Genomic DNA, 12,682 nt, shown 5'->3' on the forward strand with positions numbered 1-12,682 from the left:
TATGATCGACCTGCATACCCAGCACGAACGCTGCGGCCACGCGACCGGCTCGCTGCGCGACTATGTGACGGCCGCGATGGACAAGGGGGTCCGGGTGCTCGGGCTCTCCGACCACACGCCGATGTTCGCCGCCGAGGAGGACCACGCGCTGCCCCGGGTGGCGATGCCCAAGTCCGAGTTCCCCGCCTACATCTCCGAAGCGCTCGCGCTCAAGGAGGAGTTCGCCGGGGCCATCGAGATCCTGGTCTCCACCGAGGCCGACTTCCTCCCCGGCAGGACGGAGCCCTACGCCCGGGAGCTGAGCCGCTATCCGCTGGACTATGTGATCGGCTCCGTCCATATGTTCGAGGGTAAGGACATCTTCGACGTCACCCGCTGGGAGGCCGTCACCGAGGACGAACTGCCGGCCGTCAAGGCACGGTTCTTCCGGTCGGTCGCGGAGTGCGCCCGGACCGGGCTCTTCCATGTCATGGGCCATGTGGACGCCCTCAAGGGCAACTTCCCCCGGCTGGCCGCCGTGCCCGCACCGGCCGCCGCCGACGAGATGCTGGTGGCCATCCGGGACTCCGGGGCCGTCCTGGAGATCAACACCTCGGGCTCGACCAAGATGTGCGGTGGCTGGTACCCGGAGCCCGAACTCCTCGAACGTGCCCACCACTTCGGCGTCCCGATCACCTTCGCCTCCGACGCCCATGTCCCCGAGCGCGTCTGCGACCAGTACCCGGAGGTGGTCAAGGTGCTCGACGGGATCGGCTTCCGCGGCTGGACGGTGTTCCGCCGGGGAGAGGCCAGGACCGTCCCGTTCGCCTGACCCGCCCGGAACCGCGCACCCCGCACCTCGAAGGCCGAGTCCCGAACCCCTTCTCCCCGCAAGCGACTTCACGACCTCCCACCCTGGAGCCCTCATGCGTGTCAGCGATCTCACCACCGGTGACCCCGCCGGCGCCCACATCCGGCACCTCCGGGTGCGGGACCAGCGGGTGCGCACCGTGACCGTCTCCGCCGGTGCCGACGAACTGGTGCGGGAGACCTTCTGCCCGCCGGGCATGCTCGGCGTGACCGAGACACTCCCGGCGCCTGATCCGGCCCTCACCGTGGTCGATCTGGTCCAGGAGCCGGCCGCCGTCGAGGCCCTGCTCCAGGAGGCCGCCACCGGCGCCGAACGGGGTGACTACGAGCTGACCCGGGGCTATCGGCTGCCCCGCTACGACACCGGCGCCCGGAGCGTCTTCGTCCTGCGGGACGTGAACTCCGAGGAGGTCGCCGCCGCCGTCCGTACCGAGGGCCGGCTCACCCTGGTCCGGCCCCCGACGGGCCTGGGCGACCGGTGGCTGACCCGGATCGTCCGGGACGTGGCCACCAGGGTCGCCAAGGCGGCAGGTTCCCTGGTGCTGCACTCCTCCGCGTTCGTCCACGACGGCGGTGCCCACCTGGTCGTCGGGGACTCCGGGGCGGGCAAGTCCACCACGGCCATCGCCCTGGCCCGGCTGCTGTCCGGCGGCGGGTGGATGGGCAACGACCGGATGCATCTCGATCCGCTGCCCGAAGGGTACGAGGTGACGGCCTGCCCGCTGCCGCTCGCCATCAACAAGGGCTCGCTCGACGTCATGGGCGTCACGGACTACGCCTCCTGGTCGGTACGGGCCGGCTTCCCGGCGCCGGGCTCGGACTGGGACCAGTTCCAGGGCGAGGACAAACTGAAGCTCAGCTCCCAGGAGGTCAGCCGCCATCTCGGGGTGCGGGTCGTGCCGCGTGCCCCGCTCGCCGGGGTGATCCTGCCCCGGGTGGACCGTACGGCCGGGTACTCCTTCGGCCCCGCTACCCCCGGTCACGCCGCCGAGGTGATCCGGCGCAACTGTTTCTCGCTGGACGACAACCTGTACGGCGAGGACTGGCTGGACGTCCCGGTCCGTCACCGGGCCGAGCCGCCCTCGGTCGACGGCTTCCTGGAGCACCTGGCCAAGCTCCCGGTGCTGCGCTGTGTCCTCGGCGGCGCGGCCGATGTGACCGCGCTGGCCGACGACTTCCGGGCCGCCGTCCGGAGGTGACCGCGGTGCCGGTCCCTCCCGGCGAGCGGTGCCCGGGTGGTGCCCGTCCGGTCAACCGCTTTCCGGCCCGCCCGCCACCGGATACTCGGCGGAACCCGAACCCGGCTCCGGACCCTCCGCCGCCACCCCGGCGATCAGCTCCAGATTCCGCCCGAACCGCGCCCAGAACCGCCCGACCCAGCCGAGATACCAGGGGGCCAGGGCGGGGTCGCGCCCGGCCAGCAGCTCCACATGCCGGTGCCGGGGCAGGAACCACAGGGCGCCGAGCCGGGCCAGCTCCGGGGCGGTCGCGTACGGGATCCCCAGCCGCGAGTGCAGCAGCCCGAGGTAGGACCGGACCGCCCCGGGGTCCAGGACGAAGTCGCCCCGGCCGAGGCGGCAGGAGAGCCAGAGCGCCTTCCCCGCGTCGGCCGGCCGGCGCGAGAGGCCCGCCTCGTCCCAGTCGATGACGGTCAGCCGGCCGGGGCCGTCCGCGATGAGGTTCCGGCCGTGCAGATCGCCGTGGTGGAGCACCGTGGCGTCCGCCCGGGTCAGTCGCACGGCGCTCGCCGACAGCTCGTCGAGGCGCCGGTCCACGGTCCGGCCGAGCTCCCGCCACTCGCCGGTCAGCAGCCGTGCGGTGGCGGCGCGCTCCCGCCCCGCGTCGTCCGTCCACGGTGTGGCGTAGTCCCCGACCAGCTCCTCCGCCACCGCCCCGGCCGCCGGGCCGCCCGCCCGCGCCGCCAGCTCCCCGAGGACCGCCACGACCTCCGGTATATGGGTCCGGGCGTCCTGCGCGGGCACGCCCGGGACATAGGGCCGCACCACCACCAGCCGGGGCCGCCCCGCCATCCGGACCGTCCCCAGATCCAGCACCGGCGGATACCAGGGCGCCCCGCGCAGTGCCACGTCCACCGACCGGATGCGACGGGCCTCGGTCTCCGAGGAGTGTTCGGCGCAGTGCACCTTCACGGCGTACGACAGGCCGCCCCGGACCACCCGATAGGAGGAGTTGAGCCCCCGGCCCGCCAACTCCTCGGCCGCGCCCGCCGCGACCGGCTCCACCGCCTGCCGCACGGATATCCGCGGGCCGTCGCTCATGACGGCCGGCCGCCCCGCGCCGCCACCCCGTCGAGCCAGCCGGTCACTTCGGTGACCAGCTCCTCCAGCGGCCGGCCGCTGTCCAGCCGCAGCACCGGGTGGCCGAGCCCGGCGAGCCAGCGTTCGTCCTTGGCCCGGCGGCCCGGCACCTCGGTGTCCTCGTAGCCGTGTGCCCACTCCATGAAGTCCCGGTGGGCTTCCGCGTGGCTCCCGCCGTGCTCGATGGTCTCGCCGTACCGGACCACCTCCCGGCGCAGCAGCCGCTCCATCCGGGTGGTGGTGTCCACGGTGAGGAAGACCACCGCGTCGGTCTCCGCGATGACACTGTCGCCCCAGCCGCGCAGCGTGCCGGAGAGCACCCAGGCGTCGCGCGGCACGAACAGCGCGCGCATCAGTGCCAGGCGGTCCGGTACCGGGCGCTTGTGGGTGTACGGCGGCGAGGTGGGCAGCCAGAGGTAGTCGTCCACGTCCGCGTGCGGCACCGCGCGGAGAGTGGCGAGGGCGCGCCCCAGCGTCGTACTGCCCGCCCCGCTCGCCCCGGTGACCAGCAGCCGGTGCCCGCGCATCCCACAGCCTCCCTCTCCTGACGACCGACGAACCGACGACCGACGTCCGGCCACCGACGAACCGACGACCGGCCACCGGCGAACCGACGACCGGCCGACCGACGATCGATGTTCCGTGGCCAATCACCCTACAACGAGGCCGGGTTGCTCCAAGGAACCCACGGTCAGGCGCGGCCGCGCACCGCAGACAGATCCCTGGGGGCCGGATACGCTTCCCGGCATGCCGACCGCCCTGGTGACCGGTGTCTCCCGTGGTCTGGGCGCGGAGCTGTGCCGCGCCCTCAAGGCCGCAGGCTATCGCGTGCTGGGAGTGGGACTGGCCGCCGCGCCGGGACACGACGCGGTGGACGTCTACCGTACGGCCGATCTGCGGCTGCCGCTCCCGGACGGGCTGTTCACCGCCCGGGACGCCGGGAAGGCCGGGAAGACCGGAGAGTCCGGGGAACTCGGAGAGTCCGGGGACGCCGGGGAGCCCGGGGAGTCCACTGAAGTCGACGTACTGATCGCCAACGCCGGGGTCTATCTCGACGACCCCCGGGCCGGTTACGGCGACCTGCTCGCCCTCACCATGGACGATCTGCGCCAGACCTTCGAGGTCAACTTCTTCGGCACCGCACGGGTGGTGCTGGAGTGGGTGCCGCGCATGCTCGCGCGGGGCACCGGCCGGGTGGTCTGCGTCTCGTCCGGGATGGGCCGGCTCCAGGACGCCGACGGGGCCTCGTTCGCCTACCGGTCGTCCAAGCTGGCGGTCAACTCCCTGGTGTTGTCGGTCTCCCGGCACTTCGCCGCCGGAGCGGGCGAGCTGTCCGCCTTCTCGTACTGCCCCGGCTGGATCAGGACCGGCATGGGCACCGGGGCCGCCCCGCATCCACCGGGGCCCGCCGCCGACGACCTGGTGCGGCTGCTCGCCCTGCCCGCCACGCGGACCAACGGCAGGTTCTTCCGGGGCACCGCCGAACTGGGCTGGGACACCCGGGGCCCACTGGTCACCGACGAGCCCCCCGCCGCCGGCCGCGCGCGGCCCGGCGACCACTGAACGGAGGTCCCGGGGCCGCCGTCCGGGGAGAGGCGTCGGCTTCGGGGACGTCCCACCGCCGATCGCCGTTCCGTGGTGCGGAATCGGCCCGGACAGCGGACGTTCGCCTTGCCATGCTGAGCCGGGCGGCCCGGCAGCCCGCGTTCCACACCGCGCCGCCGCCCGGCCGGCCCGGGACCCGGGGCCCCGCTCGACCGGGGGCGGCGCCTGCGGCGGAGCCGTACAGGGGCCCTTTTCCGTACCGGACTTGGACACGGGGGTGAGACCGCCATGGCACCGAGCGGCCCGACGCGCCGGTACACCGTACGCTCACACTTCGCGGAGACCGGACTGGTGTGCGCGCCGTCCGTGGCGGAGCACATCGAACGGCTCGCGAGCCCGTACCTCACGGTGGCTCCCGGCGGCCCCCCGGACCCCGGGGACTGGCAGGTCTACGCCGGTACCGCGCCGCCGGACGGAACCGTACCGGAGACGGTCACCGCCCAGGGCGAGACGGCGGTGGAGTACGCGGTCGACCACGCCCGCCGGCACCTCTTCCACCTCGCGCCCGAGGGCGAGGCGTGGGCCGCCCAGTCCCTGCTGCGGGCCACCCGGGCGGTGCACCGCTCGGCGGCGGCCCGGCAGGGGGTGCTGTTCCTGCACGCCGGTCTGATCCAGCTCGACGGCCTCGGAGTGGCCCTGGTCGGCGGCAGCCGGGCGGGCAAGACCTCGCTCATCATGGCCGGAGTGCTGAGCGGTTCGGGCGTCATGGTGTGCAACGACGATGTGAGTCTCACGGCCGGGCCCGACGGGAGCGGGGTGCTGGGCACCGGCTGGCCGCGCTCCATCTCGGTACGGCTCGACACCCTGGACCTGCTGTTCGGCCGGGAGCGTGCCGGGGAGGTGCTCGCCTCGCTGTCCCACCCGGCCAACGAGACGCTGCCCAGCCTCCGGGAGTCGGGCGTGGAGAAGCACGGCACGGCGCTCATCTATCCCTGGGAGTACGCCGAGTTGCTGCACACCAAGGTGGGCCGCGCCACCGGGGTCGACGCCCTGGTGCACCTGAGCCTCGCGGACCGCCCCGAGGAGGCCGGGGTGGCCGCCGTACCACCGGACGAGCGGGCCGGGCTGCTCGACCGGCATGTGCTGGACCTGCCCAACAAGCACCTCAACATCTTCGGCCACCGGCCCGAGCCCGCCGGCCTCCGGCGCACCCGGGCCGCCCTGACCGCGCTGCCCACCTTCCGCTTCCGGTACGAGTTCCACGACGCGCGCCGCCAGGCGGGCCGCCTCGCCGCCCACCTCCGCGCGGCCGGGATCCCGGCTTCATGACGGTCCCGGCGGCAGCGCCGGCCCTGGCGGCCCCGGTGGCACCGGGCTCCGATCCCCGGGCCGCCGCCTCACCGGCCGAGCGTCACCGGCCGGTCCGGCGTCCCCCCGGCGAGCAGCGCCAGCAGCGGCGTACCGAGGTCACGCGGCGAGAAGAGGTCGGGTCCCCGGTAGTCCGCGATCTCCCGGGCCGGCCACCAGCGGGTTCCGGCGATGTTCTCGGCGGCCAGCTCCGCCGCCGAGAGCTCCGCGCACGGGGTGAAGGAGGCGGTGCGGACCAGGTAGTAGTCGTTGACCACCCCGTCGTGCCCCGGGGCGATGGTGGCATCGGCCACCTCCTGGTGCCAGACGTGCGGCGGCTCGCCCGCGACGGTCAGCCCCACCTCCTCGCGCAACTCCCGCCGGAGCGCGGCGAGCGGGGTCTCACCCGGCTCCACCCCACCGCCCGGCGCGGCCCACAGCGCCCGTGTCCCCGTCTCCTGGCGCAGTACGAAGCGGCAGAGCAGCAGGCGGTGGTCCGCCCCGTCCAGGACGAGCGCGCGTACGGAATACCGGAGTCTCAGCGAGGTCATCCGGTCACGCTACCCGGCGGCGTGACCGAACTCCGGCCCACCGGAACGCCCCCGTACCTCCCGCGTTCGGCACACCCGTAAGACCCGCAAGACCGATGGTCGATGATCGGTGACGATCGATGAGAGAGAGGACCGGAACCGGCATGCAGTCCTTCCGCGCACACCTCGCGGCGGTCAACGGCCTGGACGAGTTCGACGAGGCGGAGGTGCTCGCCAGGATCCATCTCGCCGACGGTGACATCCTTCTGCTCTCCGGCTCGCTGGTGGACGGATCCGGCACCCCCTCGTCGGACTTCGACTTCGCCGTCATCGCACCGGAGAAGGACGAGCGGTTCCACCGCGACACCTTCCCGCGCGCCGACCACATGCGGTACTACACCAGCGGCGACCGGGTGCGGGCGAGCTTCGACTATCTGCCGGACAGCCTGCTCGGCGTGGATGTCGAGTACTGGACGGTCCGGGAGATCTCCGACATGCTCGCGGCCCACGGCCGGCTCTACGCCCATATGCGAAGCCGGGCGCGGAAGTCCTCCAGCTTCGCCGCCTCCGCCGTGGACTTCCGGCTGCTGTCCCGGCTCACCTACGGCGTTCCGCTGGCCAACGCCGCCGGATTCGAGAAGCTCGCGAGCGACATCCGGCCCGGGGAGATCGCCTACACCGCCTTCCGCACCGCCATCGGCAGCTACCCCGACTTCCGTGATCTGGCGGGCATGTGGGCCCAAGGTGATCACGAGTCCGCGCTGATCGCCGCCCGCAAGCTCGGAGTCGACACCTTCCGGGGACTGACCCACGCCCATGGCAACACCAACCGCAATCCCAAATACCTGGCCCGGTTCCTCGCCCGGCTCCCCGAACCGCTCTCCGAACTGACCGGCTCGTTCCGCCGGTTGAACGCCTACGGGGTGGCGGGCCCGGAACACGCGGCGGACGCCGTCCTCGAATGGCTGGACCTCATCGACCTCGCCTTCGCGGAGATCCGCCGGGTGCGCGACGAGGCCGAGGCGTTCGTCGGCCGCCAGGAGTTCCTGGGCCTGCTCAGGGCCGAGCTGCACGAGTCCATGAGCTGGAACGCCGAGATCTCCAACGAGTACTGCTTCCGGGCCCGGGAGGCCGAGGAGGACGTCCCGGCGCTGCGGGAACTGCTCGCCGCCCTGACCGCCCGGCGCCCGGCCCCGCACCGCCTGCCGCTCCGGGAGTGGGCCGCCGGCCGGGAGGCGCCCGCCGGGGAGAACAACAAGTCCGCCTGAGCCAGGAAGGGACTCCCGTGTGCCGGATCCACGGCTACTTCGGCGCCGATCTCGCCCCCACCGCCCTGGACGCCGCCAGGGACGCCCAGCTCGCCGGCGGCCCGGACCAGCAGCACTCCGTCCGCGGCGACCGGTGGGGCCTGGGCTGCAACCGGCTGGCGATCCAGGACCCGGCCCACGGCCGGCAGCCGTTCACCAACACCGACGGCTCCGTCCACGCGGTCTTCAACGGCGAGATCTACAACTTCCGGGCGATCCGGGAGGAACTCGCCGCCCACGGCGTGCGGGTGGCGGGCGACTCGGACGGGTCGGTCCTGGTGCCGTACTACGAACTCCACGGCGACCGGTTCACCGACCGGCTCGACGGCATGTACGCGATCGCCCTGGTGGATCTGCGCGGCGCGCCCCGGCTGAAGCTCTGGTGCGACCCGCTCGCCGTCAAGAGCCTGTACTACGCGGCCGACGGGCCCGGTGTCGTCTTCGCCTCCGAGCCGGCCGGGCTCACCGCCCTCCGCTCCACCCCGTCCGCTCTGGACCCGCTCGCCGTCGACCACTATCTGAACTGGCAGTGCCTGCCGCCCGGTTCGTCCTGGCTCGCCGGAGTCTCCACCCTCGGCCCGGGGGAGGGGCTGGTCCACGACGGCGAACGGCTCACCGTACGGCGCCCCCCGGTGCCGCTCCCGCCCGTGGCACCGCGAGCGGAGCCGGCCGGGTCGGTGGGCGGAGTGCCGGGCGGACCGCCGGACGCCGAGCACACCCCGGAGGGGCTCCGGGCGCTGCTCACCCGGGAGGTGGAGCAGATGTCCCTCCAGACCGCCCCGGTGGCCGTCCAGGTGTCCGGCGGCCTCGACTCGGCGGTCCTCGCCACCCTGCTTGCCCGGCGCCGCCCCGATGTCACCGGCTTCCACGTCACCCACGAGGGCAGCCACGCCACCGACGAGGAGAGCTACGCGCGCGAGGCCGCCGCACACGCCGGTATCCCGCTCGAAGTGGTCGAGATCCGGGAGGCCGAGCTGCCCGAGCTGATCCCGGCCATGGTCGCGGCCCTCGGCACCCCGAACGCCACCCCGCACGCGCTCAGCGCGTACGTCCTGTTCCGGGAGATCCACCGGTCCGGGTTCCGGGTCTGCTTCACCGGAGACGGCGCCGACGAACAGTTCGGCGGCTACCGCCGCTACAGCACGGCCCTCGCGGCACCCGACCCCGACCGGACCGACCCGACTGACCCGACCGACCGGACGGACAGGGCCGACCCGGCCGGCCGGACGGACCGGAGGGCGTGGACCGCGTGGGCGGACCGCTATCTCGACCGGCTCTCCCTGCTCCCGTACGACGCGTACCGGCGGCTCTGCACGCCCGGTTTCCGTGCCCTGGCCGACTCCGGTGCCAACAGCCGCGAGCGGGCCCGCCGGCTGCTGGCCCGTCCCGCCCCGTCCCGGCTCGAACAGCTGCTGGAGTTCGACCGCTCGTACAAGCTGCCCGGACTCAATCTCCGCAAGCTCGACCAGCTGGCGATGGCCCACGCGGTCGAGGGCCGGGTGCCCTACTGCCAGCCGTCCGTCACCCGGTTCGCCCGGGGCACCCCGGACGCCCTCAAGGTGGCCGGCTCCCGGCGCAAGGGGATCCTGTGGGACGCCGGGGCGCCGCTGATCCCGAGGGCCGTACGGGACCGGCCGAAGCAGCCCTTCACCTTCCCGGTCGGCGCCTTTCTGCGGCCGGGCGGCAAGCTCTGGGACTTCGTCATGGACGTGCTGGCCCGCCCCCGCCTCTGTGCCGCCGGGATCCTGGACGCGGAGGCGGTACGGGCCGTGCTCACCGAACACGCGGACGGCCGGGACCACGCCCGGCTGCTCTGGGGACTGATGGTCCTGGAACTGTCCCTCCCCTGAGTCGTTCTGCGGTACGGTCCGGCAGCGGGCGGGCCCCGGAACGGAGCCCGCGCGCCCTCCCCCTCGCCGGGCTCGTCAGCTCGTCGACTCCCCAGGTCCTCAGATAGCCGGGTAGTCAGGTCATCACCCGGTCAGTCGTCCCGTCAGTCGTCGGATCGTCAGGGACACCACACGAAAGGCGTTCACCGGTGCGCAGCATCCATGTCGTCGCCCACCCCGAGGCCAGCCACCATGTCAAGGGCCTGGTCGGCGGCTGGCACGACTCGCCGTTGACCCCGGCCGGTCTGCTCGGCGCGGCGGCCATCGCCCGGGCGCTCCGCGCCGAGATCCCCGAGGACGCCGAGGTGGAGCTGATCTCCTCCGACCTGCAGCGCACCCGGCGCACCGCCGAGGAGGTGGGCGCGGCGTTCGGCGTACGGCCGCTCCTCGACCCGAGGCTGCGGGAGAAGTCGTACGGGGAGGCGGAGGGCCGGCCGCAGGAGTGGCTGGACAAGCGCTTCGTCCCGCCCCCGGCCACCGGGGACCGGATGGGCCACCACGAGGGGGTGGAGGGCGCCGAGACCAAGGCGGATTTCGCCGAACGGGTCTACTTGGCGATGGACGAGATCCTGGCCCGCCCCCGTACTCACCAGATCATCGTCACCCATGGCTTCGCCCTCACCTTCGTGGTGGCGGCCTGGATCAGGATGCCGGTCGAGAACCTCGGCTACATCAACCTGCGGGCCCCCTCGGGCAGCATCACCCACCTCCGCGAGGACGACTTCTTCCACAACCGCCAGGTCGTCCGCCTCGGTGACACCAGCCACCTTCCCGGCTGACCGGCCGGCGGTCTCCCTTCCCGCTCCCTCCACTCTCTCTCGCCTCCGGGGTGTTCCCCCTCGGGCAACCGCCCTCCACCGCCCCGTTCACGGCCGCCTCACGCCCCGTTCTCGTCGCTCCCCTTTCATGCGGGAGGAGCACCGATCGGCGGGGGCACGGCGCCCGCGCCCGCTCCTGTGGCTCGGCCCCGTCCCGCCTCACCGAGAGAGAGCGGCCCCATGCTGACGACGACCACCACCGGCACCGCGCCTGCCGCCGGCCCCGCGACCACCACTCAGCCCGCCATCGCGACCGGAACCGCCACCGGCACCGGCTATGCCACGTCCGTCGCGGCGAGCGAGGAACAGGTCAGGGCTGCCCAGCGGTTGCGCCACCAGGTGTTCACCCGGGAACTGGGCGCGCGGATCGACACCCCGCTGGCCGGACACGACATCGACGCCTTCGACGCCCTGGCCGACCATCTGATCGTCACCGAGCAGGCGACGGGCGAAGTGGTCGGCACGTACCGGATGTTGCCGCCCGGACGGACCGAGGCGTCCTACGCCGGAGGCGAGTTCGACCTCCAGGAGCTGGCGGGCATCCGCTCCGACCTCATCGAGGTGGGCCGCGCCTGTGTGCACCCCGACCACCGGGACGGCGCCGTCATCGCCATGATGTGGTCCGGCCTGGCGCGGTACGCCCTGCTCTCCGGCCACCGCTACCTGGGCGGTTGCGCCTCCGTACCGCTGGACGACGGGGGACGCGCCGCCGCCCATGCCTGGCTGCTCGGCACCGGCAAGCACGCCGCCCCGGAGGGCTTCCGGGTCCATCCGCGCCAACCCTGGAACCCGTCCGGGCCGAGCGACGGGCCACCGAGCCAGGCGCTGCTGCCCCCGCTGCTCCGGGGCTATCTGCGTCTGGGCGCCTGGATGTGCGGTGCGCCCGCGCACGACCCGGAGTTCGATGTGGCCGACTTCTTCGTCCTGCTCGACCTGGAGCGGCTCAGCGACCGCCACCGCCGCTTCTTCCTGGGCGAGGCCCGGTGAGCCTCTGGGCCGTCGAGGGCCCCTGCACCCCGCGCTGCGCCACGGACACCGGCGCTCGGGTGCCGGGCACCCTCGCCGCTCGCCGCCGCGCCGCCCTCCTCAAGACCCTGCTGCGCGCGCTGGCGGCGGGGGACCGGCTGGCCGAGCCGGCGGTCCTGGGGCGGCTGGCCCGCGAGGTTCTCGACGGCCTCGGCGTCCGGCTGGAGACGCGTACGGAGACACAGCCGGCGACACCCCCGGAAGTGCCGGGAACACACCCGGAAATGCCGGTGACGGCGACACCCCCGCAGGCGCGTGCGACACACCGGCGGTCGCCCGACGGGGCCCGGCTGAGCCTGCCCGGACCGGTGGGCACCCTGGTGGTGGCCAACCATGTCTCCTGGCTCGACGTGATCGCCCTGCTGGCGGTGGAACCGGGGCTGGCCCCGCTCGCCAAGCGCGAGGTCGGCGGCTGGCCCCTGATCGGCGCGCTCGCCCGGCGCCTCGGCGTCCCGTTCATCGACCGCGACCGGCCCCACCGGTTGCCCGGCGCGGTCGCCGCGCTGGCGGAGACCCTGCGCTCCGGCCGGTCCGTGGTGGTGTTCCCGCAGGCGACCACCTGGTGCGCCCCGGCCGGGGGAGCCTTCCGGCCCGCCACCTTCCAGGCGGCGATCGACGCGGGGGCCCCGGTCCGGCCGGTCTCCCTGGACCATCTCCAGGACGGCCGGCCCAGCGCGGTCGCCGCCTTCCTCGGCGACGAGGACTTCACCGCCTGTCTGCGCCGGATCGCCGGTGCCCGGGGCCTGGCCGTACGGGTGACCGTCCACCCCCCGCTCCCCGCCACCGGTACGGACCGGCGCGCCCTGGCGGTCCGGGCCCGGCGACCGGTGCACGGCACCGCGCCGCCGCCCGGGCACACCGGAACCGAGCCGCCGCCGCTCGGACGTACCGGTACGCCTCCCGTGGCCACGGGTACGCCTCCGGTGGTCACCGGTACGCCCCCGGGAGCCACCGGCACGCTGTCGGCGGCCGAGCCTTGCCCGGCGCCCGGACGGCCGCTCGGCGCGGGCATCCGGAGCGGCGTCCGATAGATGCCCTGCCACCGGCCCCGGT

Annotated in this window: 12 protein-coding genes; 9 read left to right on the forward strand and 3 right to left on the reverse strand. The window is 73.8% G+C overall.

Annotated elements, in window-relative coordinates; all coding sequences use genetic code 11:
• Nucleotide 1: 1 nt before the first annotated feature.
• Nucleotides 2–811 carry a histidinol-phosphatase gene (locus NX801_RS08975; protein ID WP_258786682.1) on the forward strand — a complete coding sequence of 270 codons (810 nt, stop codon included), beginning with the start codon at nt 2–4 and terminating at the stop codon, nt 809–811.
• 94 nt (nt 812–905) lie between these two features.
• Entirely contained in the window at nt 906–2,048 is a 1,143-nt protein-coding gene (locus NX801_RS08980) for a P-loop NTPase family protein (RefSeq protein WP_258786683.1), read from the forward strand.
• Nucleotides 2,049–2,099: 51 nt separating this feature from the next.
• Here the strand turns inward: NX801_RS08980 and NX801_RS08985 are convergent, their stop codons facing one another.
• Both NX801_RS08985 and NX801_RS08990 read right to left on the reverse strand, forming a co-directional pair.
• Nucleotides 2,100–3,128 carry an aminoglycoside phosphotransferase family protein gene (locus tag NX801_RS08985; RefSeq protein ID WP_258786684.1) on the reverse strand — a complete coding sequence of 343 codons (1,029 nt, stop codon included), beginning with the start codon at nt 3,126–3,128 and terminating at the stop codon, nt 2,100–2,102.
• A complete protein-coding gene (locus NX801_RS08990) occupies nt 3,125–3,694 on the reverse strand; it encodes a P-loop NTPase family protein (RefSeq protein WP_258786685.1) in 570 nt (189 codons plus the stop codon). The genes NX801_RS08985 and NX801_RS08990 overlap by 4 nt, the downstream gene beginning before the upstream one ends.
• Before the next feature lie 220 nt (nt 3,695–3,914).
• Here NX801_RS08990 and NX801_RS08995 point away from each other — a divergent pair, with 220 nt between their 5' ends.
• Together NX801_RS08995 and NX801_RS09000 are read left to right on the forward strand one after the other, a co-directional pair.
• Entirely contained in the window at nt 3,915–4,730 is an 816-nt protein-coding gene (locus NX801_RS08995) for an SDR family NAD(P)-dependent oxidoreductase (protein WP_258786687.1), read from the forward strand.
• 270 nt (nt 4,731–5,000) lie between these two features.
• Nucleotides 5,001–6,041, forward strand: coding sequence for a hypothetical protein (locus NX801_RS09000; protein WP_258786689.1), 1,041 nt, complete (start codon nt 5,001–5,003; stop codon nt 6,039–6,041).
• A 68-nt stretch (nt 6,042–6,109) separates the two neighbouring features.
• On the opposite strand, the gene NX801_RS09005 is transcribed toward NX801_RS09000, so the two are convergent.
• Nucleotides 6,110–6,610, reverse strand: a complete 501-nt coding sequence (locus NX801_RS09005) for an NUDIX domain-containing protein (protein ID WP_258786690.1) — start codon at nt 6,608–6,610, stop codon at nt 6,110–6,112.
• Between the two features lie 143 nt (nt 6,611–6,753).
• On the opposite strand from NX801_RS09005, the gene NX801_RS09010 reads away from it, so the two are divergent.
• The 5 genes from NX801_RS09010 to NX801_RS09030 all read left to right on the forward strand — a co-directional run bounded on the left by NX801_RS09010 (nt 6,754) and on the right by NX801_RS09030 (nt 12,660).
• A complete protein-coding gene (locus NX801_RS09010; protein WP_258786691.1) occupies nt 6,754–7,857 on the forward strand; it encodes a hypothetical protein in 1,104 nt (367 codons plus the stop codon).
• Between the two features lie 17 nt (nt 7,858–7,874).
• Complete coding sequence (gene asnB / locus NX801_RS09015; protein ID WP_258786692.1) at nt 7,875–9,746, forward strand: asparagine synthase (glutamine-hydrolyzing); 1,872 nt, start codon at nt 7,875–7,877, stop codon at nt 9,744–9,746.
• 188 nt (nt 9,747–9,934) lie between these two features.
• On the forward strand, nt 9,935–10,564 hold the full coding sequence (locus NX801_RS09020) for a histidine phosphatase family protein (RefSeq protein ID WP_258786693.1): 630 nt from the start codon (nt 9,935–9,937) through the stop codon (nt 10,562–10,564).
• 219 nt (nt 10,565–10,783) lie between these two features.
• Entirely contained in the window at nt 10,784–11,590 is an 807-nt protein-coding gene (locus NX801_RS09025) for a GNAT family N-acetyltransferase (protein ID WP_258786694.1), read from the forward strand.
• Nucleotides 11,587–12,660 carry a lysophospholipid acyltransferase family protein gene (locus NX801_RS09030; RefSeq protein WP_258786695.1) on the forward strand — a complete coding sequence of 358 codons (1,074 nt, stop codon included), beginning with the start codon at nt 11,587–11,589 and terminating at the stop codon, nt 12,658–12,660. Before NX801_RS09025 ends, NX801_RS09030 begins: the two co-directional genes overlap by 4 nt.
• Nucleotides 12,661–12,682 lie beyond the last annotated feature (22 nt).

This window comes from Streptomyces pyxinae (assembly GCF_024756275.1).
Classification (GTDB): domain Bacteria; phylum Actinomycetota; class Actinomycetes; order Streptomycetales; family Streptomycetaceae; genus Streptomyces; species Streptomyces pyxinae.

What these genes read in the sequence shown, in the direction of transcription:
- NX801_RS09025 (WP_258786694.1), top strand. Translation starts at nt 10,784, where the DNA reads ATGCTGACGACGACCACCACCGGCACCGCGCCTGCCGCCGGCCCCGCG.
- NX801_RS08985 (WP_258786684.1), bottom strand. Translation starts at nt 3,128, where the DNA reads ATGAGCGACGGCCCGCGGATATCCGTGCGGCAGGCGGTGGAGCCGGTC.
- NX801_RS08995 (WP_258786687.1), top strand. Translation starts at nt 3,915, where the DNA reads ATGCCGACCGCCCTGGTGACCGGTGTCTCCCGTGGTCTGGGCGCGGAG.
- NX801_RS08975 (WP_258786682.1), top strand. Translation starts at nt 2, where the DNA reads ATGATCGACCTGCATACCCAGCACGAACGCTGCGGCCACGCGACCGGC.
- NX801_RS09000 (WP_258786689.1), top strand. Translation starts at nt 5,001, where the DNA reads ATGGCACCGAGCGGCCCGACGCGCCGGTACACCGTACGCTCACACTTC.
- NX801_RS09005 (WP_258786690.1), bottom strand. Translation starts at nt 6,610, where the DNA reads ATGACCTCGCTGAGACTCCGGTATTCCGTACGCGCGCTCGTCCTGGAC.
- NX801_RS09010 (WP_258786691.1), top strand. Translation starts at nt 6,754, where the DNA reads ATGCAGTCCTTCCGCGCACACCTCGCGGCGGTCAACGGCCTGGACGAG.
- NX801_RS08980 (WP_258786683.1), top strand. Translation starts at nt 906, where the DNA reads ATGCGTGTCAGCGATCTCACCACCGGTGACCCCGCCGGCGCCCACATC.
- NX801_RS08990 (WP_258786685.1), bottom strand. Translation starts at nt 3,694, where the DNA reads ATGCGCGGGCACCGGCTGCTGGTCACCGGGGCGAGCGGGGCGGGCAGT.